This is a genomic window from Streptomyces sp. NPDC048479, from assembly GCF_040651435.1.
In the GTDB taxonomy this organism is placed as follows: Bacteria; Actinomycetota; Actinomycetes; order Streptomycetales; family Streptomycetaceae; genus Streptomyces.
Genome location: NZ_JBEZKA010000005.1, coordinates 313,211 through 336,244 on the forward strand (window position 1 = coordinate 313,211; position 23,034 = coordinate 336,244).

Annotated in this window: 20 protein-coding genes, 2 pseudogenes and 1 riboswitch; of the genes and pseudogenes, 16 read left to right on the plus strand and 6 right to left on the minus strand. The window is 70.4% G+C overall.

Features of this window, described 5'->3' with window-relative positions:
- Positions 1 to 33: 33 nt before the first annotated feature.
- A complete protein-coding gene (locus AB0D12_RS11055; protein WP_362679534.1) occupies positions 34 to 1,260 on the minus strand; it encodes an MFS transporter in 1,227 nt (408 codons plus the stop codon).
- 88 nt (positions 1,261 to 1,348) lie between these two features.
- Here AB0D12_RS11055 and AB0D12_RS11060 point away from each other — a divergent pair, with 88 nt between their 5' ends.
- Positions 1,349 to 2,545: an ROK family transcriptional regulator gene (locus AB0D12_RS11060; RefSeq protein WP_362679537.1), complete on the plus strand. Its 1,197-nt coding sequence runs from the start codon at positions 1,349 to 1,351 to the stop codon at positions 2,543 to 2,545.
- A gap of 159 nt (positions 2,546 to 2,704) precedes the next feature.
- Here the strand turns inward: AB0D12_RS11060 and AB0D12_RS11065 are convergent.
- Positions 2,705 to 2,953 (minus strand): annotated as a pseudogene (locus tag AB0D12_RS11065) (NAD-dependent epimerase/dehydratase family protein); the annotation flags it as partial.
- A 232-nt stretch (positions 2,954 to 3,185) separates the two neighbouring features.
- Positions 3,186 to 3,316: riboswitch (FMN riboswitch) on the plus strand.
- 152 nt (positions 3,317 to 3,468) lie between these two features.
- Between AB0D12_RS11065 and ribD the strand changes: the two are divergent.
- The 10 genes from ribD to AB0D12_RS11115 all read left to right on the plus strand — a co-directional run bounded on the left by ribD (position 3,469) and on the right by AB0D12_RS11115 (position 12,092).
- Complete coding sequence (ribD, locus tag AB0D12_RS11070) at positions 3,469 to 4,554, plus strand: bifunctional diaminohydroxyphosphoribosylaminopyrimidine deaminase/5-amino-6-(5-phosphoribosylamino)uracil reductase RibD (protein WP_362679540.1); 1,086 nt, start codon at positions 3,469 to 3,471, stop codon at positions 4,552 to 4,554.
- Complete coding sequence (locus AB0D12_RS11075; protein WP_362679543.1) at positions 4,555 to 5,226, plus strand: riboflavin synthase; 672 nt, start codon at positions 4,555 to 4,557, stop codon at positions 5,224 to 5,226.
- Positions 5,223 to 5,876 carry a nicotinamide mononucleotide transporter family protein gene (locus tag AB0D12_RS11080; protein ID WP_362679546.1) on the plus strand — a complete coding sequence of 218 codons (654 nt, stop codon included), beginning with the start codon at positions 5,223 to 5,225 and terminating at the stop codon, positions 5,874 to 5,876. Before AB0D12_RS11075 ends, AB0D12_RS11080 begins: the two co-directional genes overlap by 4 nt.
- Positions 5,873 to 7,243 (plus strand): bifunctional 3,4-dihydroxy-2-butanone-4-phosphate synthase/GTP cyclohydrolase II, encoded by a 1,371-nt coding sequence (locus AB0D12_RS11085; RefSeq protein WP_362679550.1) that lies wholly within the window; start codon positions 5,873 to 5,875, stop codon positions 7,241 to 7,243. Before AB0D12_RS11080 ends, AB0D12_RS11085 begins: the two co-directional genes overlap by 4 nt.
- A gap of 24 nt (positions 7,244 to 7,267) precedes the next feature.
- On the plus strand, positions 7,268 to 7,753 hold the full coding sequence (ribH, locus tag AB0D12_RS11090; protein ID WP_327322236.1) for a 6,7-dimethyl-8-ribityllumazine synthase: 486 nt from the start codon (positions 7,268 to 7,270) through the stop codon (positions 7,751 to 7,753).
- A gap of 83 nt (positions 7,754 to 7,836) precedes the next feature.
- Positions 7,837 to 8,109 carry a phosphoribosyl-ATP diphosphatase gene (locus AB0D12_RS11095; protein ID WP_142215995.1) on the plus strand — a complete coding sequence of 91 codons (273 nt, stop codon included), beginning with the start codon at positions 7,837 to 7,839 and terminating at the stop codon, positions 8,107 to 8,109.
- Positions 8,110 to 8,159: 50 nt separating this feature from the next.
- Positions 8,160 to 9,008, plus strand: coding sequence for an ATP phosphoribosyltransferase (gene hisG / locus AB0D12_RS11100; RefSeq protein ID WP_362679553.1), 849 nt, complete (start codon positions 8,160 to 8,162; stop codon positions 9,006 to 9,008).
- Positions 9,009 to 9,023: 15 nt separating this feature from the next.
- Positions 9,024 to 9,482 carry a PH domain-containing protein gene (locus tag AB0D12_RS11105; RefSeq protein WP_362679556.1) on the plus strand — a complete coding sequence of 153 codons (459 nt, stop codon included), beginning with the start codon at positions 9,024 to 9,026 and terminating at the stop codon, positions 9,480 to 9,482.
- 190 nt (positions 9,483 to 9,672) lie between these two features.
- A complete protein-coding gene (locus AB0D12_RS11110) occupies positions 9,673 to 11,013 on the plus strand; it encodes a hemolysin family protein (protein WP_362679559.1) in 1,341 nt (446 codons plus the stop codon).
- Positions 11,010 to 12,092, plus strand: coding sequence for a hemolysin family protein (locus AB0D12_RS11115; RefSeq protein ID WP_362679562.1), 1,083 nt, complete (start codon positions 11,010 to 11,012; stop codon positions 12,090 to 12,092). Before AB0D12_RS11110 ends, AB0D12_RS11115 begins: the two co-directional genes overlap by 4 nt.
- A 32-nt stretch (positions 12,093 to 12,124) precedes the next feature.
- Here the strand turns inward: AB0D12_RS11115 and AB0D12_RS11120 are convergent, their stop codons facing one another.
- Positions 12,125 to 14,017 carry an AAA family ATPase gene (locus AB0D12_RS11120; RefSeq protein WP_362679737.1) on the minus strand — a complete coding sequence of 631 codons (1,893 nt, stop codon included), beginning with the start codon at positions 14,015 to 14,017 and terminating at the stop codon, positions 12,125 to 12,127.
- Positions 14,018 to 14,426: 409 nt separating this feature from the next.
- Positions 14,427 to 15,011, minus strand: a complete 585-nt coding sequence (locus AB0D12_RS11125; protein WP_362679565.1) for a hypothetical protein — start codon at positions 15,009 to 15,011, stop codon at positions 14,427 to 14,429.
- Positions 15,012 to 15,197: 186 nt separating this feature from the next.
- Between AB0D12_RS11125 and AB0D12_RS11130 the strand changes: the two genes are divergently transcribed.
- Together AB0D12_RS11130 and AB0D12_RS11135 are read left to right on the plus strand one after the other, a co-directional pair.
- Positions 15,198 to 16,559, plus strand: coding sequence for a peptidase C39 family protein (locus AB0D12_RS11130; protein ID WP_362679568.1), 1,362 nt, complete (start codon positions 15,198 to 15,200; stop codon positions 16,557 to 16,559).
- A gap of 118 nt (positions 16,560 to 16,677) precedes the next feature.
- Positions 16,678 to 16,830, plus strand: coding sequence for an SCO1431 family membrane protein (locus tag AB0D12_RS11135; protein ID WP_327322229.1), 153 nt, complete (start codon positions 16,678 to 16,680; stop codon positions 16,828 to 16,830).
- A gap of 81 nt (positions 16,831 to 16,911) precedes the next feature.
- Here the strand turns inward: AB0D12_RS11135 and AB0D12_RS11140 are convergent.
- Positions 16,912 to 18,170: pseudogene (locus AB0D12_RS11140) on the minus strand (glycoside hydrolase family 18 protein).
- 341 nt (positions 18,171 to 18,511) lie between these two features.
- On the opposite strand from AB0D12_RS11140, the gene AB0D12_RS11145 reads away from it, so the two are divergent.
- The 3 genes from AB0D12_RS11145 (at position 18,512) to AB0D12_RS11155 (ending at position 22,408) form a co-directional block, all read left to right on the plus strand.
- The gene (locus AB0D12_RS11145) at positions 18,512 to 19,684 is read left to right on the plus strand and encodes an acyl-CoA dehydrogenase family protein (protein WP_362679571.1); all 1,173 of its coding nucleotides are present in this window, start codon (positions 18,512 to 18,514) and stop codon (positions 19,682 to 19,684) included.
- A gap of 406 nt (positions 19,685 to 20,090) precedes the next feature.
- Positions 20,091 to 21,215, plus strand: a complete 1,125-nt coding sequence (locus AB0D12_RS11150) for a hypothetical protein (RefSeq protein WP_362679574.1) — start codon at positions 20,091 to 20,093, stop codon at positions 21,213 to 21,215.
- A gap of 122 nt (positions 21,216 to 21,337) precedes the next feature.
- A complete protein-coding gene (locus AB0D12_RS11155) occupies positions 21,338 to 22,408 on the plus strand; it encodes a phosphotransferase family protein (protein ID WP_362679577.1) in 1,071 nt (356 codons plus the stop codon).
- A gap of 27 nt (positions 22,409 to 22,435) precedes the next feature.
- On the opposite strand, the gene AB0D12_RS11160 is transcribed toward AB0D12_RS11155, so the two are convergent.
- Positions 22,436 to 22,840, minus strand: a complete 405-nt coding sequence (locus tag AB0D12_RS11160; RefSeq protein ID WP_362679579.1) for a hypothetical protein — start codon at positions 22,838 to 22,840, stop codon at positions 22,436 to 22,438.
- Positions 22,841 to 23,034: the final 194 nt, after the last annotated feature.

Genomic DNA, 23,034 nt, shown 5'->3' on the forward strand with positions numbered 1-23,034 from the left:
GCGCCGGCGGGGCTCCGCACCGCACCCCGCTCCTCAATCGCCGGAGGGGCTGAAATCAGCCCGCGTCACCGTGTCCGCGACGCCCGGCCTCGCGCTCTCCCGACCGGCCGAGCGCAGCACCCCCGCGCCCGCGACCAGCCCGCACGCCAGCGCCGTCACGAGGCCGAAAGAGACCACCAGACTCGTCGCGTCGGCGACCGCGCCGATCGCCGAGGGAGCGATGAGTCCCGAGGTGTACGTGATGGTGGCGACGCCTGCGATGGCCTGACTGGGATTGGGGCCGCTGCGCCCGGCCGCCGCGAAGGCGAGCGGCACGACCACAGCCACACCGAGCCCGATGAACGCGAAGCCGGTCATCGCCACGGCCGGATGAGGCGCCACGACCACCAGCAGCCCGCCCACGGTCGCCAGCACACCGCCCACCCGCACCGTGCGCACCGGGCCGAAGCGGTCCACGATCCGGTCGCCCGCGAGCCGCGCCACCGCCATGGTCAGCGCGAAGGCCGTGGTGGAGGCGGCCGCGAGACCGGCCGAGGTGTCCAGTACGTCCCGCAGGAAGACCGCGGACCAGTCCAGGCTGGCGCCCTCCGCGAACACCGCGCAGAACCCGACCGCGCCGATGACGATCGCCGACTTGGGCGGCAGGGTGAAACGCGGCGGCGGCTCCTCATGGGGCGCGCTGCGCAGGTCCAGTACGTCCTGACAGGCGATCAGCCCGAGCGCGGTCAGGACCGCTGCGGCGAGGGCGTGGTGCAGCCGGGCGTCGCTGCCGAGATGTGCGGCGAGTGTGCCGCCCGCGGAGCCGATCAGCGCACCGGCGCTCCACATGCCGTGCAGCCCGGACATGATCGAGCGGTCGAGGCGGTTCTCGATCTCGACACCCAGGGCGTTCATCGCCACGTCCGACATGCCCGCCGTGGCGCCGAACACGAACAGCGCCGTACAGAGGGAGAGCAGATTCGGGGCGAGGGACGGCAGGGTCAGCGAGAGCGTCCACAGAGTGATCAGGCCGCGCAGCGCGTTGCGCGCGCCGAAGCGGTGGCTGATCGCGCCGGCCAGCGGCATCGCCACGGAGGCGCCCAGCGCCGGAAAGGCGAGCGCGAGACCGAGCTGCCCCGCGCCGACCGCCGCATGCTCCTGGATCCAGGGAATGCGGGTGGCGAAGCTGCCGGTGACCGCGCCGTGCACACAGAAGACGGCGGCTACGGCGAACCGCGCGCGCTTCAACTGGCTCCGTCCGAAGACCCCTTCGCCGGCCATGTCCGTGCCCCTCCCCACAGAAGCCCCGCGTAAACTATCAGGAAACCTGCCTGATAAATAGTGGCGGCAGCGATGGAAGGATTCCGGCATGCCCGCATCTCCGAGCACCGCCCGGGCCATCAACGACCGGCTCGCCCTCCGACTGCTGCAGCAGGAAGGCCCGTTGACGGCAGGGCAGCTGAAGACCATGACCGGACTCTCCCGTCCCACCGTCGCCGATCTGGTGGAGCGGCTGCAGCTGTCCGGTCTGATACAGGTTGTCGGCGAGGCGGGCGCCGAGCGCCGCGGCCCCAATGCCCGGCTGTACGGGATCGTCGCCGACCGCGCGCACCTGGCCGCCCTCGACGTACGCACCCAGAGTGTGACCGTCGTAGTCGCCGATCTGCTCGGCGTCACCCTCGCCGAGGCCTCGCTGCCCATCGGCGGCGACACCGGCACCGGGCCCGCCGGCGAGCGGGCGGTCGCACTCCTGGAGCGGACGGCCAGCGAGGCGGGCGCGGCCCGCCTGCACAGCGTCGGGATCGGGGCGCCCGGCCTGATCGATCCGGTCACCGGCGAACTGCGCGACACCTCCGGCCTGCCCGCCTGGCACCGCCGTCTGGTCGCCGCGCTCCAGGAGCGGCTGCCTGCGAGGGTTCTCGTCGAGAACGAGACCAACCTGGCGGCCGTGGCCGAACAGCGCCTCGGCGCGGCCCGCGACCGCGACACCTTCGCGCTGCTGTGGCTCGGCCACGGGATCGGCGCGGCCCTTTTCCTCGACGGCAGACTCCGCCGAGGCGCGTCGGGCGGCGCGGGTGAGATCGGCTTCCTGCCGGTACCCGGCACGGCGGGACTGCCGAGCGGGGTCGACTGCGAGGGCGGCTTCCACTCGCTGGCCGCGTCCGCCGCGATCTGCGCGCTCGCCCGCCGGCACGGCATCGAGGTGCCGCAGTCCCAGGAACCGAGGGCCGCGGCGGTCGTACGGACAGCCGTGACGGCCGGCCGGGACGACTTCCTGGATGCCCTCGCCGACCGTCTCGCGCTCGGCGCGGCCGCGGTCGCCTCCGTCCTCGACCCGGGCTGTGTGGTCCTGGGCGGCGAGGTCGGCCATGCGGGCGGCGCGGAGCTGGCCGCCCGGGTCGAGGCCCGACTGGCCGAGCTCTCGCCGCTGCATACGGAGGTACGGGCGGGAAGGCTCGGCGGCGCCGCGGTCCTGAGCGGAGCGCTGCTGTCGGCGCGCGAGGCGGCCCAGGACGAACTCTTCGCACCGGGCGCACAAGTGCGCGGCGGGCCGCGATCGTTGTGACCGGGCCCGCCCGGCGGCGGGTTCGTCCTCAATCGCCGGAAAGGCTTGAAATCAACCCAGTCGCTGCGCCAGGAACCGCTCGAATGTGACCTTGCCGACAGCCCGTTCGGGCGTCAGCTGCTTCATGCCGTAACAGCCCAGCGGCAGCCGGTCCATGCCGGCCCGGCGTGCGGCGTCCAGCAGTCGCGCAGCCGCCTTGTCGTCACCGCCTCGCGGAGTGGAGGCGCAGTGGACGATCGCTTCCACGCCGTCGACCGTCGCGTCCAGTCCGGTCCCGTCGCGCAGATCGACGCCGTACGGCCGGGAATGACGGCTGAGCACCCGTACCTCGTGGCCGCCCTCACGCGGCCGCTCGGACACCGAGCTGCCCAGCGTTCCCGTACCGCCCGTCACCAGGATGGAGGTCATGGGGCCGGCGTGTCGGACCGGCCCGGGAGCCCGGCGGCGGCAAGGGCCTGGACTCCGCCGCCGGGCGGTCGACACCCCGCGGTCCGCGGAGGTGCCGCAGAGATTAAATGGACTAGACCAGGGTGGTCAATAGGTCGGAATCAGCCATTCGACACGACCTTGTGAGTCAGCCCACAGCTGTTCACTCGCATGGCCCATCGCCGGGCGTGGCACACTGGCCCTGTATCAGCAGCAGCGCACTCCGGGGTCGGTGTAATTCCGAACCGGCGGTTATAGTCCGCGACCCGTCCGCATCCAGCGGCCGGTTGACCAGGTGAAATTCCTGGACCGACGGTGAAAGTCCGGATGGGAGGCAGTGCGCGGCGGGCGACCTTTCCGGTACGCCGGCCGTAGTGGCTGATCGCCGTACTCGGCGATCGGTGCGCTCGGCCTCGGCGTCGCTGTGAATCATTGTCCCGCTCTCTGTCGTCATCGACAGGCCCCGGAGTCCGTGCCCGAAGAGGCAGGAGGACCCGGTGGCCACCGCAGCCGACGCAGACGCCATGCGCCGAGCGATCCAGCTCGCCGCCCGCGGACTCGGCTCCACCAGCCCCAACCCGGTCGTCGGTTGCGTCATCCTCGACGCCTCCGGACAGCCTGCCGGTGCCGGCTTCCACCAGCGCGCCGGCGGCCCGCACGCCGAGGTCCACGCACTGCGTGAGGCCGGAGAGCGTGCCCGTGGCGGCACCGCGTACGTCACCCTCGAGCCCTGTAACCACACCGGCCGCACCGGCCCGTGCGCCCAAGCGCTGGTCGAGGCCGGGATCGGACGGGTCGTGTACGCGGTCGGCGACCCGAACGCGCAGGCCACCGGTGGCGCGGACACGCTGCGCGCCGCCGGAGTCCAGGTCGAGCAGGGCCTCCTCGCCGACCAGGCCGAGGCGGGCAACATCGCCTGGCTCACCTCCGTACGCCTCGGCCGCCCCTACGTCCTGTGGAAGTACGCCGCGACCCTCGACGGCCGTATCGCCGCGCAGGACGGCACCAGCCGCTGGATCACCTCGCCCGAGTCCCGCGCCGACGTCCACCGGCTGCGCGCCGAGGCCGACGCGGTGATCGTCGGCTCCGGCACGGTCCGCGCCGACGACCCGCACCTCGCGGTCCGCGGCATCGAAGGCGCCGTCCAGCCGCTGCGCGTCGTCGTCGACACCGAGGGCACCGCCGTCAAGCCCGGCGCCCGCGTCCTCGACGACGCCGCGCCCACGCTGATCGCGGTCGCCGGGGACGCCGAGACCGGACTGCTCGATGTCGTACGGCTGCCTCGCGAGGCGCACGGCCTGTCCGTACCGGCCCTGTTGGAAGCCCTGCACCAGCGAGGCGTCCGCTCCGTGCTCCTCGAGGGCGGCCCGACGCTCGCCGGAGCCTTCGTCGCCGCGGGAGCCGTCGACAAGGTCGTCGGTTATCTCGCCCCCGTACTCCTCGGCGCCGGCCGCACCGCCCTCGCCGACGCCGGAATCTCCACGATCACCGAAGCGTTGCGGCTCGACATGACGGAGACCGTCCGCGTCGGCCCTGATCTGCGTGTTACTGCCACCCCCGCCAAAGCCCCGAAGGAGCGCTGAGTGTTCACCGGAATCGTTGAAGAACTGGGTGAGGTCACCGCCGTCGAGAATCTCGGCGACTCCTCCCGCTTCCGACTGCGCGGCCCCGTCGTCACCGAAGGCGCGAAGCATGGCGACTCGATCGCCGTCAACGGCGTCTGCCTCACCGTCGTGGACTTCGGCGACGGCGAGTTCACCGCCGATGTGATGGCCGAGACCCTCAAGCGCTCCAGCCTCGGAGCCCTCGAGGAAGGCTCCCGCGTCAACCTGGAGCGGCCGATGGCCGTCGGCGGCCGGCTCGGCGGCCACATTGTCCAGGGCCATGTGGACGGTACCGGCACCATCGTCGAGCGGAAGCCCTCGGAGAACTGGGAGATCGTGAAGATCTCGCTCCCCGCCGACCTCACCCGCTATGTCGTCGAGAAGGGCTCGATCACCGTCGACGGCGTCAGCCTGACCGTCGTGGACGCGGGCCCCGACTACTTCACCATCAGCCTCATCCCCACCACCCTCGCGCTGACCACGCTCGGCATCAAGCAGAGCGGTGATCTCGTCAACCTCGAGGTCGACGTCATCGCCAAGTACGTCGAGCGACTGCTCGGCGCCGAGGCCGCGAACGCCGCAGACGCCGCAGACGCCGCAGACGCCGCGGACGCCGCGGACGCCGCAGAAACCAAGGAGACCGCCAAGTGAGCGCCCTGTCCTGGCTCAACGGAGAGGCCTTCACGGCCTTCGGCCAGCACATCATGTGGTCCGACATGATCGGCAACTCCATCGGTCTGATCGCACTCGCGCTCGGCTGGCGGCGCTCGATATGGACCTGGCCCGCCCAGTTCGCCTCTGGCGTCATCCTGGTCGGCGCGTACTCCTCCGCCCAGCTCAGCGGTGGCGTCGGCAAGCAGCTGCTGGTCATCGGCGTTGCCCTGTGGGGCTGGCGGCAGTGGACCCGCGGCCGCCGGCAGGCCCAGGACGGCTCGATCGCCGTCCGCTTCGCCGACTGGCGCGAGCGCGGAGTGCTGCTGGCCGGTGCGGTCGTCGGCACCCTGGCCGTCGGTGGGCTGTTCACCCTCTACCCGTCGCTGTCCTGGAGCCCGTGGGCCGACGCGTACATCTTCGTCGGGACCCTGGTCGCGATGGTCGCCCAGGCCCGCGGTCTGGTCGAGTTCTGGTTCGCCTGGCTGCTCGTCGACATCGTCGGCGTTCCGCTGGCCTTCAACAGTGGCCTGGCCTTCTCCGGCCTGGTCTACGTGGTCTACTTCGCGCTCGTCCTGTGGGGCATGCGCGACTGGTGGCTGCGCTCCCGCGGGAGCGTCAAGCCTGCTCTGGAAGGAGTGGCAGCATGACCTCCCGCCCGTCACCCACACCCGCCCCGGCCGAGGCTTCCTCAGAGCCTGCGGCCTGGGGAGACCCCCGTCGCGCCGCCTCGCCGACACCCACCTGGTACTCCACCGACAACGTCGAGGACTTCGCCCTCGACCCGGTGGAGCAGGCCATTCGTGACATCGCCGCAGGACGGCCCGTCGTGGTCGTCGACGACGAGGACCGCGAGAACGAGGGCGACCTCGTCATCGCCGCCGAGAAGGCCACGCCCGAGATCATCGCCTTCATGATGAGCGAGTGCCGCGGCCTGATCTGCGCCCCCATGGAGGGCGAGGAGCTGGAGCGGCTGGACTTGCCGCAGATGGTCGAGCGCAACACCGAGTCGATGCGGACGGCGTTCACCGTCTCCGTCGACGCCGGCCCCGCGTTCGGCGTGACCACCGGCATCTCCGCGGCCGACCGCGCCACCACCCTCCAACTGCTGGCCGGCGGCCGTGCCGAGGCGTCCGACTTCGTACGCCCCGGCCATGTCTTCCCGCTCCGCGCCAAGCCCGGCGGTGTGCTGGTCCGCAACGGCCACACCGAGGCCGCCGTCGACCTGGCCCGCCTCGCCGGACTGCGCCCGGCCGGCGCGATCGTCGAGATCGCGGGCGAGGACGGCGTGATGCTGCGACTGCCCGAGCTGATCCCGTTCGCCCGCAAGCACGGACTGACGATCATCTCCATCGAGGACCTGATCGCGTACCGCCGTACCTCCGAGCCGACCGTCAAGCGCGAGGCCGAGGTCAATCTGCCCACCTCCTTCGGCCAGTTCACCGCCTACGGCTACCGCTCCACCGTCGACGGCGTCGAGCATGTCGCGCTCGTCCACGGCGAGATCGGCGACGGCGAGGACGTCCTCGTACGGGTCCACTCCGAGTGCCTGACCGGCGACATCTTCCACTCGCTGCGCTGCGACTGCGGCCCCCAGCTGCAGGCCTCCATGGAGCACATCACCGAGGCAGGCCGCGGCGTCGTCGTCTATCTGCGTGGCCACGAGGGCCGCGGCATCGGCCTGCTGTCCAAGCTTCGTGCGTACGAACTCCAGGAGCGCGGCCGCGACACGCTCGACGCCAACCTCGAACTCGGCCTGCCCGCCGACGCCCGCGACTACGCCGCGGGCGCGCAGATCCTGGAGGACCTCGGCGTACGCAGCCTCCGGCTGATGACCAACAACCCCGACAAGATCACCGCGCTCGTCCGCCACGGCCTCACGGTCCACCGTCGCGAGCCGATGCCCGTCCAGGCGGGCGAGCACAACCTCCGGTATCTGCGCACCAAGCGGGACCGGATGGGACACGACCTGCCCTGGCTCGACGCCTCCAGCGCGTCCGCCTGCGGCAACCAGTAAGTCAGCAAGCGTCAAGGGAGAAACATGAGCGGCAAGGGTGCACCCGAACTGTCCGTACGCAACTGCGGCGACCTGCGGGTGGCGGTGATCGCGGCCCAGTGGCACGAGAAGGTCATGGACGGCCTCGTCGACGGCGCTCTGCGCGCACTGCACGAGCTGGGCATCGACGAGCCGACACTGCTGCGTGTCCCCGGCAGCTTCGAGCTGCCGGTGGTCGCCAAGGTGCTGGCGGGCCGCGGCTACGACGCGGTCGTCGCGCTCGGCGTCGTCATCCGCGGCGGCACCCCGCACTTCGAGTATGTGTGCCAGGGCGTCACCCAGGGTCTCACCCAGGTCTCCATCGACACCGGCGTCCCCATCGGGTTCGGCGTCCTGACCTGCGACACCGAGGAGCAGGCGCTGGACAGGGCCGGACTCGACGGGTCGAACGAGGACAAGGGACACGAGGCGGTCACCGCCGCCGTCGCCACCGCCACCACGCTTCGTACCGTCAGCGAACCCTGGCGCTGAGTGGCCCACCCGCCGCCCAGCACCACCCTTCAACGGAGGTGCTGCGCGCCCGCCTTTCTGCACCCCTTACGCTTGGGACCATCATGGCGAACAAAACCTTCGAAGAGCTCTTCGCCGAGCTGCAGCTCAAGGCGAAGAACGGCGACCCGGCCACCTCCCGTACCGCCGAGCTGGTGGACAAGGGAGTGCATGCCATCGGCAAGAAGGTCGTCGAGGAGGCCGCCGAGGTGTGGATGGCCGCCGAGTACGAGGGCAAGGAAGCCGCCGCCGAGGAGATCTCGCAGCTGCTGTACCACGTCCAGGTGATGATGGTCGCGCGCGGGATCTCCCTCGACGACGTCTACGCCCACCTCTGAGCACCGCCCCCGACTCCGTACGGAACACGCGAACAAAGGAAGCCCGTCTCATGCTGCGCATCGCCGTCCCCAACAAGGGTTCACTGTCCGGACCTGCGTCGGCGATGCTCCATGAGGCCGGCTACCAGCAGCGCAAGGAGTCCAAGGAGCTCGTCCTCGTCGACCCCGAGAACGAGGTCGAGTTCTTCTACCTGCGCCCGCGCGACATCGCGATCTATGTCAGCTCCGGCAAGCTCGACATCGGCATCACCGGCCGCGATCTGCTGCTGGATTCCGGCGCCAACGCCGAGGAGATCCTCCAGCTCGGCTTCGCCCGCTCCACCTTCTGCTACGCGACCAAGCCCGGCACCGCCACCGGAGTCGGCGACTTCGGCGGAATGACGGTCGCCACCTCCTACGAGGGCATCGTCGCCAAGCACCTCGCCGGCGAGGGCATCGACGCCTCCGTCGTCCACCTCGACGGGGCCGTGGAGACGGCGATCCAGCTGGGCGTCGCGCAGATCATCGCGGATGTCGTGGAGACCGGCACCAGCCTGCGCAACGCCGGTCTTGAGGTCATCGGCGAGCCGATCATGAAGTCCGAGGCGGTCGTCATCCGCCGCACCGGCGCGCCCGCCGACGACCCCAAGGTGCAGCAGTTCCTGCGCCGCCTCCAGGGCGTCCTGGTCGCCCGCAGCTACGTGATGATGGACTACGACTGCCGGGTCGAGCACCTCGAGCAGGCGGTCGCCCTCACCCCGGGTCTCGAGTCGCCGACCATCTCGCCGCTGCACCACGAAGGCTGGGTCGCCGTCCGTTCCATGGTCGCGGCCAAGGAAGCGCAGCGGATCATGGACGATCTGTACGACCTCGGCGCACGGGCGATCCTCACCACGGCCATCCACGCCTGCCGCCTCTGAAGGATGCCGGAAACCATGCCCGCCGCCGCACCTCAAGTCCCCGCGCTCCCGGTCACCTTCAGGCCGACCCGTACCCGGGTCGTTCTGCTGACCGTGGGCGTGGTGATGTTCGCCGTGATCACCGCCATCGCCCTGCTGCTGGAGAAGCTGAGCGCGGGGGAGCGGAGCAGCTTCATCTTCACCGCCCTGGTCTTCTTCGGCGTACTGGCCCTGCTGAGCCGACCGAAGGTCGTCGCCGACGAGAACGGCGTCACTGTCGTCAATCTCACCCGTACGCGCCAACTGGAGTGGGCCGAGATCCTGCGGGTGAATCTCCGCCCCGGCGACCCCTGGGTCTTCCTCGACCTCAGCGACGGCACCAGCCTGCCCGTACTGGGCATTCAGCCGGGTATCGCCAAGGCGCACGCCATCAGTGACGCGCGCGCCCTGCGGGCCCTCGCGGAGAGCCGAGGCACCCGCCCGGACGAGGACTGAGCGGCGATGCCCCTGCCGCGTCCGCGGCTCACCTGTCTACTCTGGTGACGGTGGCGACAAGCGCGCCCCGCCCCGCACCACCCGGCCCCCAGCGGCCCGCGGGGCACCTGCGACACGAGGAGTGACTCCCTCCAGCAATGGACGGATCGTCCGGTAGTACCTGCGCCGCCCCCTCCCAGGAGGCGGCGGCATGATCATCTCTCTTCTGCCGCTCGCGGCAGCGTTCCTCCTGATCCTCGCCAACGGCTTCTTCGTGGCGGCCGAGTTCGGCCTGGTCACGGTGGAGCGGCCCGATGCCGAGCGCGCCGCCGCCGAGGGCGACCGCCGCGCCCGCCGCGTCGTCAAGGCGCTGCGGGAGCTTTCCTTCCAGCTCTCCGGCACCCAGCTCGGCATCACCATCACCTCGCTGGTCGTCGGCATGCTCGCCGAGCCCGCGCTCGCCGGGCTGCTCCGCGGGCCGCTTACCGCGACCGGGCTGCCCGAAGGGGCCGTCTCCGGGATCGCGGTGGTGATCGGGATGCTGCTCGCCTCCGCCGTCCAGATGGTGATCGGTGAGCTCGTCCCCAAGAACTGGGCGGTTTCCCGGCCGTTGCAGGTCGCGCGCTTCGTTGCCGGCCCGCAGCATCTCTTCTCGACCGTCTTCCGCCCGGTCATCACCCTCCTCAACACCGTCGCCAACCGACTGGTGCGGATGCTCGGCGTCGAGCCCGCAGCGGAGCTGGCGTCCGCCCGCACGCCCGGTGAGCTGGTCTCGCTGGCCCGCCACTCGGCACGCGCCGGAGCGCTGGAGCAGGACACGGCCGACCTGTTCGTACGGACCCTCTCGCTCGGACATCTCACCGCGCAGCATGTGATGACCCCGCGGGTGAAGATGAGCGCGCTGCAGAGCGACGCCACCGCGGCCGATGTCCTCAACCTCACCCGCGCGACCGGTCTTTCGCGCTTTCCCGTCTACCGGGAGCGCATCGACGAGATCGTCGGCATGGTGCACCTCAAGGACGCCCTCGCGGTACCGGTGGACGAACGGCAGCGCACCCGGGTGGACCGGGTCGCCGTCCCGCCGCTCCTCGTGCCCGAGACGCTGCCCGTGCAGCAGCTGCTGGAGCGGCTGCGCAGCGAGCAGCCCATCGCCGTCGTGGTCGACGAGTACGGCGGCACCGCCGGTGTCGTCACGCTCGAGGACATCATCGAGGAACTCGTCGGCGAGGTCCGCGACGAGCACGACGACGAGGCGGACGCCCAGCCCGAACTGGCCTCCGTGGCCTCGGAGGACGGCAACCCCGCCTGGGAGGCCGACGGCAGCTGCCGCGTCCTCACGCTGCGCCGGATAGGCCTCGATGTGCCCGACGGCCCGTACGAGACGGTGGCGGGCCTCGTCGCCGATCTGCTGGGGCGCATCCCCGCCCCCGGCGACCGGGCAGAACTCCCCGGCTGGCGGCTCTCGGTGCGCCAGGTGGACCGCTACCGGGCCGAGCGGGTGCGCCTGGTGCGCACCGCCGATGTCCCGGCCGTGCCGGAGGCCGTGCGATGAGCGTCCTCCAACTCCTTTTCGCCATACTCCTGGTCCTGGCCAACGGCTTCTTCGTCGGCGCGGAGTTCGCGCTCGTCTCCGTACGCCGCAGCCAGATCGAACCGCTGGCCGCGGAGGGCTCCTCGCGGGCCAGGCAGGTGCTGCACGGACTGGAGAATCTGCCGCAGATGATGGCCGCCGCGCAGTTCGGCATCACCATCTGCTCACTGACTCTCGGCGCGGTCGCCGAGCCGACCGTGGCGCATCTGCTGGAGCCGGTCTTCCAGGCCGCGCATCTGCCCGAGGGGCTGATCCATCCGCTGGGTTACGTCATCGCGCTGGCCGTGGTCGTCTTCCTGCACCTCGTCATCGGCGAGATGGTCCCGAAGAACCTGGCGATGGCCGCTCCCGAGAAGACCGCGCTCTGGTTCAGCCCGGGCCTGGTCACCTTCGCCCGGCTGTGCCGACCGGTCACGGCGGCGCTCGGCGCCTGCGCCCGGCTGGTGCTGCGGGCCTTCCGTGTCGAACCGAAGGACGAGGTGGAGGCGGTCTTCACCATCGAGCAGCTGAACCGTCTGGTGGAGGACTCGGGCCAGGCGGGGCTGCTGGAGCCCGCGGAGCAGGAGCGGCTCGAGGACGCGCTGGAGCTGGGCAGCCGCCCGGTGACGGATGTGCTGATCACCCGCTCCGCCCTGGTGACGGTCGCCCCGTCGGTCACCCCGCGCCAGGTGGAGGAGCTGACGGTATGTACCGGCTACTCCCGTTTCCCGGTCTGCGGGGAGGGCGAAGGCCCGTTCATGGGCTATCTCCATGTCAAGGACGTCCTCGACATGGAGGAGAGGGAACGGGCCGTGCCTCAGCAGATCTGGCGACCCATGGCGACCCTGCGGGCCGAACTCCCGCTGGACGACGCCCTCACCGTGATGCGCCGTGCGGCCACCCACCTCGCCCAGGTCGCGGACGCGTCGGGGCGAGTGCTGGGTCTGGTCGCTCTGGAGGACGTCCTGGAAATGCTGGTCGGCGAGGTCCGCGACCCGTCCCACCGGGTGACGGTGCCCCGCGCGCCTGAGGCCGCCCTGGACACCGCCCTGGTCGGCTGAGGCCGAGGGCGTGTTTCAGAAGTAGCGCCGACTCAGAGCGGCGGATCCTGCGGGTCGCGGTCCACCGGACCGCGGCCCGACAGGACCTCGCCGTACGCCTGCATCAGATCGGGCAGCCGCAGCGTGGCGAGATCCTCGCGGGTCGGAGTGCCCGGATATCCGGACAGCCGTAGATCCCGGTAGGCGCAGCTCTTCTCGTACAGCGTGCGCAGAAAACGGCCGTTGCCGAGCTCGTCGATCCAGCCCTGGTCGACCACATGGCCGCTGATGGAGCGCAGCTCCTCACGCACCTCGTCGTCCCACACATCGCCGTTCTCGGCGGCGAGCACTTCGCCGATGGCGGTCAGTTCGAGGGGGCGGTACGAGGGGAAGTCGACCCGGGTGGTGAAGCGTGAGGACAGCCCGGGGTTGGTGGCGAGCAGCCGGTCCATGCCCTCGGGGTAGCCGGCCAGGATGACCACCAGATGGTCGCGGTTGTCCTCGGCCCGCTTGAGGAGGACCTGGAGGGCCTCGTCGCCGTACGCGTCACCCTTGGTGTAGCCGGAATTGAAGAGGCTGTACGCCTCGTCCACGAACAGCACTCCGCCGATCGCCGAGTCGATCAGCTCATTGGCCTTCACCGCCGTCTGGCCCAGGAACTCACCCACAAGATCGGCCCGTTGGGCCTCGACCAGATGGTCGCCGCCGAGCAGGCCCAGCGCGTAGAAGACCCGGCCGAGGATGCGCGCGACGGTGGTCTTGCCGGTGCCGGACGGGCCGGAGAAGACAAAATGACGTTTCGGCGGCTGCACCGGCAGCCCCTGGTCGGCGCGCAGCCGAGCCATCTTCAGCTGCGCGGACAACGCCTTCACCTGCCGTTTCACCGGCTCCAGGCCCACCATCCGCTCCAGCTCCGCGAGCGCCTCGGCGAGCAGTACCGGATCGGTGGGGCCCGCCGGGCCCGCCGGCGGAGTGGGCTGCGCGGGGACGACTGCTTTCGGCCTTATGCCGCCGGGCGGGACGATCGGCACGGCACCCGGGAGCTGGGTCTGCGGATCGGGGCCGAGCCGCGCCTCGGCCGTGAGCGGACCGTCCCCCTCTGCCTGCGCGTCCGCGGTGTCCTGCCCAAAGCCGGCCAGCGACACCGCCGCCAGTCCGGCCGACTCGTCGTACCCGTCGATCCCGTCGTACTCCGCGATCGCCGCCAGCCGCGCCGATGTGTCCATGAAGGCCGGATCGATCCGGTGCACTGCCCGGTACAGCGGCAGGGCGGCGGCGCTGCGGCCGGTGCCCTCGTGCGCCCGCGCCAGCCAGTACCGCAGCTCCTTGCGCTGCGGCTGCTCGCTGCGGCAGCGCATCAGAGCGGCGGAGAGCAGCGGCTCGGCCTGCCCGTACATCTCCAGACGCACCCGGGCCATCCCGCCGAAGAGTCCCGCCTCGATGCCCAGCAGCGGATCGTTGATCAGCGGTTCGGTATGGCGTACGAGCTGCTCCCAGTCCTTGACCAGATACGCGCGGCAGGCGTGCAGAAAGCGCACCTGGGGGTCGGCGTCGACCGGCGGCAGACCCGCGAGCGCCCGGTCCAGCTCCGGCACATGACGGCCGTCGAGCCAGTGGGAGGCGTGGGCGAGCAGCAGATCACGCGGGCTCTCGAGCACCGGCTGGACCCACCAGCCCAGCCAGTACCAGGAGTTGAGGGTGCGGCGATGGCGGGCGCGCTGCTCGCCGAAGCGCTCGCGGCTGCGGTACATGCGCAGCAGCGCGGTGGTGGTGTCGACGCGCAGGGCGTGCAGTCCGAGCCAGCCGTCGGCCATCTCGGGATCGATCCGGACCGCGGCCCGGAACTCCTCCTCCGCCTGCGGATAGGCACCCATGGTGTAGGCGTCCACGCCGCGCACCCAGGCGAGGTCGGCCGGGGCCGGTGCGCCCTGCGTGCCGATGTCCATCAGGTCCCCCACAAAAAGTGCACCTGTGATGTCCCGCCGGGCGGGCGCCCGTCGGCAGCGTACTGAACCACCTTGCCGTGGACGGGAATTGACCCCACCGAGGTGCATCGTACCTGCGCAAAGGGTGTGCGACTAAGGGCACGACAATCGCCCCGCTGACGGTGACCCAGGGTGAGCGGAGAGTGGGGTGCGGCGCCGGGGAAGAGGGGGAGAGGGCAGAACGAAGCCCCCGATCACGGGGGAACAACCGGGGGCTTCGCGTCTGCGGCGGCTCCGGAAAGCCGCACATTGAGAACGTAAGACCTGTACGCCCCCTCGGTCAAGCAGAGTTGAGGCACTCTTGAGGGCGATTTCCGACCGCTCGGTATGCCAGGTAAAAGCAGTAACTGTACGTGATGATCCGGTTCGGTCACGCTGTCGCAGAAGGACCCTGGAGCCACTCGTACCCCTCCTGACACTCGCGTACCAGGGCATCCGCGAACGGACGAGAAGGGTCCGCCAAGAAATGGCGTGTCTCCGCCATCGTCCAGCCGTCCCAGAATGCGGACAGCTCGCTCCCGTCCCGGTCCCGGCCTCGCTCCCAGGACTCCTGCGCGCTGCGCTCCATCCACAACAGCCTCGCGAGAAACGGGCGCAACGCCCGCCGCCCCGCCCCCACGCCCTCGATCAGCACGACAGGAGCCGCCTCCAGAGGGCGTGGGGACCCGAAGCGGCGCAGATTCCAGTCGTACGGGTCGTAGTGCGCGGTCCTGCCGCGCGAGAGCGGACCGATCACCTGGGTCAGCATCCGGTCCGTCCAGGCGAAGAACTCCTCGTGCGTGGCCAGGTCGTCGAGATGCAGCACCGGCACGCCGTCGCCGAGCGCCGCCGCGAGCCGGGACGCGAACGTACTCTTCCCCGAGCCCGCGTGGCCGTCCACAGCGACCAGCCGCACCGGTCCGCACGAGGGTGAAAGTGCGCGCAGCGCCGTGGCCTGCCGATCGAGGTCGTCCATCCCGCCAGCCTAGGAGGCCCGCTGTCCAAGAGGTCCGCCACCCTGTGAGTGCGGCGCACCCCGCCGCAGGTCACGTCAGTGGACCAGACCAATATTGGTGGAGCGACGCGGTCCGAAGTGCTGGCAGAAGTCCGCCGGGACCCGCGATAGTTGCTCCACTGTCGCGCACCTGACTTGGGGGGTCCCATGCCCAGACCTACTTCGCGCAGATCCGTGCTGAGCGCCGCGATCGCGGCAGCGGCGGGTGCGGGGGCGCTGTCCTCCGCCGCACCGGCGGCCGCCGCACCGGCCGCGGAGGCCGGCCGCACCGGCTCCGTCCCGCTGGTCGACAACCAGTTCTGGACCTCGTACACCGACTGGCGCTGCGGCACCGCGTCCGGCACCCGGGCCGTCGCCGGCCGCCGCCCCGGACTCGTCATCGCCGCCCCCGCCGGCCGCACCGACTACACCGATCCGCACACCGGCACCACCGCGACCTGGGAGTACGCCACCTGGACCTCGCCCGTCCATCGCTCGCGGGTGCCCGCGACCGAGGCCATCGCCTCCTGGAACGCGCACACCCCGGCCGGAACCTGGCTCCAGGTCGAGCTGCGCGGCAGCTACTCCGACACCACCTGGTCCCCCTGGTTCGTGATGGGCCGCTGGGCGGCGGGCGACGGGGACATCCGCAGGACGTCCCTCGACGACCAGAGCGACGGCAAGGCCAGCATCTGGACCGACACCTTCTCCATCGACGATGCGGCCGGCGGGCTGCGGCTGGTCTCGTACCAACTGCGGCTGACCCTCTACCGCAAGCCCGGCACCCGGCTCACGCCCACCGTGTGGCGGCTCGGCGCGATGGCCTCGGACATCCCGGACCGGTTCACCGTCCCCGCCTCCACGCCGGGACTCGCCCGCGAGCTGTCCGTACCGCGCTACTCGCAGAACACCCACGTCGGCCAGTACCCGGAGTACGACAACGGCGGCGAGGCCTGGTGCAGCCCCACCTCCTCGCAGATGATCATCGAGTACTGGGGCCGGAAGCCGTCGGCCGCCGACCTGGCCTGGGTGAACCCCGCGTTCGCCGACCCGCAGGTCTGCCACGCGGCCCGCTTCACCTTCGACTACCAGTACAACGGCTGCGGGAACTGGCCCTTCAACGCCGCCTACGCGGCCACCTTCAAGGACATGAGCTCGGTCGTCACCCGGCTCTCCTCGCTCACCGACCTGGAGACGCTCATCCGGGCCGGAATCCCGGCCATAACGTCTCAGTCCTTCCTCAAGGAGGAGCTGACCGGCGCGGGCTACGGCACCTCCGGGCATCTGATGACCGTGATCGGCTTCACGGCCGACGGCGATGTGATCGCCAACGACCCCGCATCGCCCAGCAACGGCGCCGTACGCCGTGTCTACCGGCGCGCCGAGTGGGAGAAGATCTGGCTCCGCACCAAGCGCTACAACGCGAGCGGCAAGGTGGTCTCCGGCACAGGTGGCGTCTGCTATCTGTACTGGCACGCCCAGCCGACCCCCGCCCAGCGCCGGGCTCTGGAGGCCGTCGGTATCCGATGAGGCACCTGCCGGCCCCGGGCGCTGTGACGCACGTCGCTGCCCCGGGGGCGGTATCGCTGGCACTGTGGTCAGGTCACGGGGGGACGTCCATCCGCCAGACGACTGAACGAGACGCACCATGACTTCGACCGCCGCCGCCGTCACCGCTGCCCGCGCCGAGCCCCGCACCCGCACCGGCGGCCCCGAGGACTCCAAGGTCCTCGAGCACATTCTCGGCTGGACCCTTGTCGTCGTCCTGGCCATGCTTGTCACCCAGCTCGGACTGGTCTGACAGCCGCCCGGCATGGCGCAAGGGCGGGGAGCCCGCCGGCTCCCCGCCCTGCGGGCGGACGGCGCTACTTCTCAACAAGCCCTAGTTGATGGCCTTGATCAGCTCTCCGCCCGTGGTGTCACCGCTGAGCTCCCAGAAGAAGGTGCCGCCCAGGCTCTGCTGGTTCTTGTAGGTCATCTTCCCGGCGATGGTGGCGGGGGTGTCGTAGCTCCACCACTGGCTGCCGCAGTGCGCGTACGCCGTCCCGGCGACGGTCCCGTTGGCCGGGCACTTGGACTTGAGCTCCTTGTAGTCGTCGATGCCCGGCTCGTACTTGCCGGGCGCCGCTCCGGTCGCCGTGCCACCGGGCGCCTTCTGTGTCACGCCCGTCCAGCCGCGTCCGTAGAAGCCGATCCCGACAGCTTCGACGAGGGGATGCCGAGACCCTTGAGCTTGGTGATCGCGGCGCTGGTGTTGAAGCCCTGCTGGGGGATGCCGGTGTAGGAGGTGAGCGGTGAGTGCGGGGCGGTGGGGCCCTGCGCCGCCCAGGCGCCGAAGAAGTCGTACGTCATCGGGTTGTACCAGTCGACGTACTGGGCCGCGCCCGCGTAGTTCGCCTTCTCGATCTTGCCTCCGGACGAGGCGTCCGCGGTGATCGCCGCGGTCACCAGGTTGGAGCTGCCGAACTTCGAACGCAGTGCGGACATCACGTTCTTGAAGGCATCGCGACCGCTGGTGTCGCAGCTCAGACCGCAGGCGTTGGGGTATTCCCAGTCGATGTCGATGCCGTCGAAGACATCCTTCCAGCGGGGATCCTCCACCAGGTTGTAGCAGGACTGGGCGAAGGCGGCCGGGTTGGCCGCGGCCTGGCCGAAGCCGCCGGACCAGGTCCAGCCGCCGAACGACCACAGCACCTTGAGGTTCGGGTGCAGCTTCTTCAGCTTGCGCAACTGGTTGAAGCTGCCGCGCAGCGGCTGGTCCCAGGTGTCGGCGACGCCGTCCACGCTCTGGCCGGCGGTGTAGGTCTTCTCGTAGTCGGCGAACGAGTCACCGATGGCGCACTTGCCTCCGGTGACGTTTCCGAAGGCGTAGTTGATGTGGGTGAGCTTGTTCGCGGACCCGGAGGTCTGGATGTTCTTGACGTGGTAGTTGCGGTCGTAGACGCCCCATTCGGTGAAGTAGCCGACCACCTTGCTCCCGGCGGCGGCTGCCGCGGGCGCGGATACGGGCTTCGCGGCGGGGGCGGACTCGCCCGCGGAGGCGATATGGGCGCCGGTGATCAGGGTCGCGCCGAGCACGGCGGTACAGGCGGCGGCGATGAGCGCCCTCAGGCGGGCGCGGGGACGGTGTGGTCCGAGCATCATGTCTCCTCGTGGGGGAGGGAGAGCGAGTGGGGAGTGCTGTCGAGCTGCGGGCCTATGTGGCATGAACACGGTCATGCACTGCGGGGAACGGTAGAAGGACTAGACCAGTGGGGTCAATGGTTCGGACCAATTTCACCGGTCGGTCGGGCGGTATCGGAACGAGTCCTTGCAGCCCGTGACGCACGCCCGCTGATCGGGCATACTCAACGCGCCACAGCCGCCGTCCAGCCACTTTCGTGATCCGGAAGGGCAGCATCGGCTTGGCAGAAAGACCGGCGGCGCGCCCACACCCTTCGCGCGCGACCGCCGCAGCGCCCGACAGGGAGGAGAGCGCCGTAATGCCCGATCGCGCCCCGCAGCCGGTGGATCGTCAACTGCCCACCGAGGAGTCCAGGGATCTGATCGCCCTGGTACGCGACATCATCCAGCGGGAGATCGCTCCCCGGGCGGCCGAGGAGGAGGATTCCGGGCACTTCCCGCGCGAGGTCTTCTCTCTTCTGTCCGAGTCCGGACTGCTCGGCCTTCCGTACGACTCCGAGTACGGCGGCGGAGACCAGCCGTACGAGGTCTACCTCCAGGTCCTCGAAGAGCTCGCCGCCGCCCGCCTCACCGTCGGCCTCGGTGTCAGCGTCCACTCCCTCGCCTGCCACGCACTGGCCGGCTACGGCACCAAGGAGCAGCAGGCCGAGCATCTGCCCGCCATGCTCGGCGGCGGCCTCCTCGGCGCGTACTGCCTCTCCGAACCCGCCTCCGGATCGGATGCCGCGTCGCTGCGCACCAAGGCGGTGCGCGACGGGGACAGCTGGGTGATCACCGGTACCAAGTCCTGGATCACGCACGGCGGAATCGGCGACTTCTACACCGTTCTGGCCCGCACCGGCGGTGAGGGTGCCCGTGGCATCACGGCCTTCCTCGTCCCCGGCGACGCGCAGGGCCTGAACCCCGCCGCACCCGAGAAGAAGATGGGCATGAAGGGCTCGCCCACCGCCCAGCTGAACTTCGACGCCGTACGGGTGCCCGACTCCCGCCGGATCGGTGAGGAGGGCCAGGGCTTCGCGATCGCGCTCTCAGCGCTCGACTCGGGCCGGCTCGGTATCGCCGCCTGCGCCATCGGGCTCGCGCAGGCGGCCCTGGACGAGGCCATCGCCTACGCCACCGGACGGCAGCAGTTCGGCCGGCCCATCGCCGACTTCCAGGGGCTGCGCTTCATGCTCGCCGACATGGCCACCCGGATCGAGGCGGGCCGTGCGCTCTACCTCGCCGCCGCGCGGCTGCGCGATGCGGGACGGCCCTTCTCCCGGCAGGCCGCCATGGCCAAGCTGTTCTGCACGGACACGGCGATGAGCGTCACCACCGACGCGGTCCAGGTGCTCGGCGGCTATGGCTACACGCTGGACTTCCCGGTCGAGCGCTATATGCGTGAGGCCAAGGTGCTGCAGATCGTCGAGGGCACCAATCAGATCCAGCGCATGGTCATCGCCCGTCACCTCGCCGGACCCGAGACGCGCTGATCCTGTGACGCGCTGAACCGCCCGTTCCACACCGGCGGCGCCGCGAGCCTGCTCCACTCCGGGTCGCGGCGCCCCGGCACCGTCCGGCCCTTGCTCGCCCACTGACGGAGCAGCTCGCGGTAGATGGGCGGATCGGCCGGATGCGGAACCGATTCTTCCGGAACGGGTGTCGCAAGGCGGCGCCGGCCGTGACTTGTCGTGGCGTACTGCAGGGTCATGACTGGCCAACGCCCTGCGTCCCGGCCGGGTTACCGCCGAGAAGAATCGAGCGCGAGTTCGCGCCATACCCGCACGCGGTCCGCGGTAATACGAGTACGGCGCCGGGCTCTGGCCTCCCGCAAGGTTTCTGACGTACCGTCAATTTCCTTGCCGTCCAGGAGGTCAGCTGCCGCCCAGGAGGTCTGCCGTGTCCGACGACCGCCCGATCGCCCTCGACGAATACCCCGTACACCAGGCGCCGCTGTCGATGAAGCATCTCGTCACCGGCGACCGCAACGCCTACGACCGGTGCATCTTCCAGGTCTTCGACCACCAGGGCCGGGCGCTGCTCATGGCCGGTCTCGGCGTCTACCCCAACACCGGCGTCATCGACGCCTACGCCACACTCCGCCTCGACGACCGGATACACGCCGTACGCGCCTCCGACGCACTCACCGACGACCGGATGAACCTCACTGTCGGCCCGCTGCGGATCACCGTCGACGAGCCGCTGCGCCGTCTCACCCTGCACTGCGACGCCGACCCGGACGACCCCGGCTCCCTCTCGTACGACATCACCTGGCATGCGGACTTCCCCGCCGTGTGGGAACCGCACCACACTCAGCGCCGCGGCGACCGGCTCATGCTCGAAGGCCGCCGTTTCGTCCAGGCCGGCAGCTGCACCGGCACCATCCGCGCGGCCGGCGAGGAGATACCGGTGGCGGCGGGGGAGTGGACCGGCACCCGCGACCGCAGCTGGGGTGTACGGCCCATCCCCGGCGAAGAAGGCGGCCGCGCTGCCGAGGAGCTGCGCACCGAAGGCTTCCACTGGCTCTGGATCCCCGTCCGCTTCGATGACCGCTTCCTGATGGTGATCGCCCAGGAGGACGCCGACGGCTACCGCACGCTCAGCGAAGCCGTCCTCGTCCGCGACGGACACCACGACATCCAACTCGGCTGGCCCCACACCGACATCACCTACCGCCCCGGCACCCGCCACCCCGAACGTGCCGTCGTCCACCTCACCGACCCGGCCCGTAAACCCCTTGAGCTCGGCGTCGAGATCCTCGCCTCCTCACCGCTCGCCATCGGCGCCGGCTATCCGCCCGCCACCGACTGGCAGCACGGCACCTGGCAGGGCCGCGGCTGGAGGGACCGGCGCAGCTACGACCTCTCCGACCCCGCCGTCCACCCGATGGCCACCTACGGCGTCACGGACCACTCGGCCCGCTTCACCCTCGACGGGCGGACCGGCCACGGCATCTTCGAACGCGGCACCTTCGGCCGCCACGACCCGAGCGGCTTCAGCGGCTATGACTCGGTGGCCGGCTAGCCGCCCGGGCGGATGCCGGCGCCAGTGGATGAAGAGGGCGTGCGGAAGCGACGGCCACCGCCGAATGCGCTGTTCACCACGGCACAGCGCAATTGGACGCACCGACAGTGAGGAGTACCGCCATGGCAACGGCACCACGCCCTCGCACGACCACGCGCGACCCCGAAGAACTCGCCCGCCGTCTCACCGCCTGGCTGGATGCCCGGCTGCCCGGCGCCAAGGTCTCGGGCGTACGGGTCCCCGAGTCCAACGGCATGTCCAGCGAGACACTGCTCTTCGACATCGAGCACCCCGAACCACCCGTGCGCGCCTGCGCGTTGCGGCTCGCCGCCGACCCGGCCGCGTACACGATCTTCCCGGTGTACGACATGGCGCTGCAGTACCGCACCATGCGGGACGTTGCCGAGCACACCGACATACCCGTGCCGCGCGTGCTGTGGCTGGAGGAGCATCCCGGGGCGCTGGGAGCGCCGTTCTTCGTGATGGAGCGCGTCGAGGGCCGTGTTCCGCCCGACGTCATGCCCTATACGTACGAGGGCAACTGGCTGCATGCCGCGAGCGACGCCGAGCGCGCCCAGCTGGAAGAGGCCACGATCTCGCTGATCGCCCGACTGCACGACCAGCACCCGGTCCCACGACAGGAGAGCAGCGCGCTGCGCCGCCATGTCGATGCCCAACGGGCGTACTACGCCTGGGTGGTGGAGGGGTTGCCACGCTCACCGCTCATCGAGAGCGCCTTCGACCGGCTCGAGGCGCAGTGGCCCGAGGACGAGGGCGAGGCGGTCCGCAACTGGGGCGACGCCCGCATCGGCAACGTCATCTACGACGGGTTCGAGCCCGCTGCCGTAATCGACTGGGAGATGGCCGCCTACGCCCCGCGCGAGGTCGACCTCGGCTGGACCGTCTACCTCCACCGGTTCTTCCAGGACCTCACCGTCGGCTTCGGCCAAACGGGCCTGCCCGACTTCCTGCGCCGCGAGGCCGTAGAGCGCCGTTACGAACAGCTCACCGGCCACCGCCCGCGCGACATGGAGTTCCACACTCTCTACGCCGCGCTGCGGCACGCGATCGTCATGCTCCGGGTGGCCTGCCGGCAGATCCACTTCGGTGAGGTACAGGTGTCCAAGGACCCGGACAGCCTGATCCTGCACCACGCCGGCCTTGCCGCCATGGTGCAGGGAAGCTACTGGTGACCTACCGGGGCCTCGCCCTCGGACCGCTCAGGCCGCACGCCGCATATGCGGCACCTTGACCGGACGCGAGCCCGGACCGCCGACATGGGAGAAGGGCTGGGTCCGCCAGTCGAGCCCCTCAGGGAGCGTCAACAGCAGTGCGGTGTCCTGCTCCTGGACCTCGAGCGTCTCGTCCGCGGGACGCGCCTCGGCGGCCCTACGCCCCGTACCGGCGCACACGGTCAACCCGAAGGGATTCCACGGGGTGGGGCACAGTGCATGCTCCGGCAGGACGTCCTCGTCCGCCAGCAGTGCGATCGGCTGCGCGCAGTCCGGGCAGATCACCCGGTACATCTCGAAGGTGTTGTACGCGTCGAGCTCGTCGATCTCAGCCGGATCGGCCGAATCAACAGGCTCCGGTTCGGTACGTCCGCTGTTCTTCAGGTTCTGCATGGAGATTCTCCCCCTCGGGTGGGCCGACCAGGCACTTGCGGCCTCGACCAAAGCAAGCAATTCCCCACGCGCCAGCCAGGCAACCGCGTGATCACGACGGACCGGTCGGCAAACCTGTGGCATTCGTCACATGCCCGCCGCAGGTGCCTCTCCGTGTGGCCGCCGACTGTGCCGGAAGGGACCTGGGGCAATAG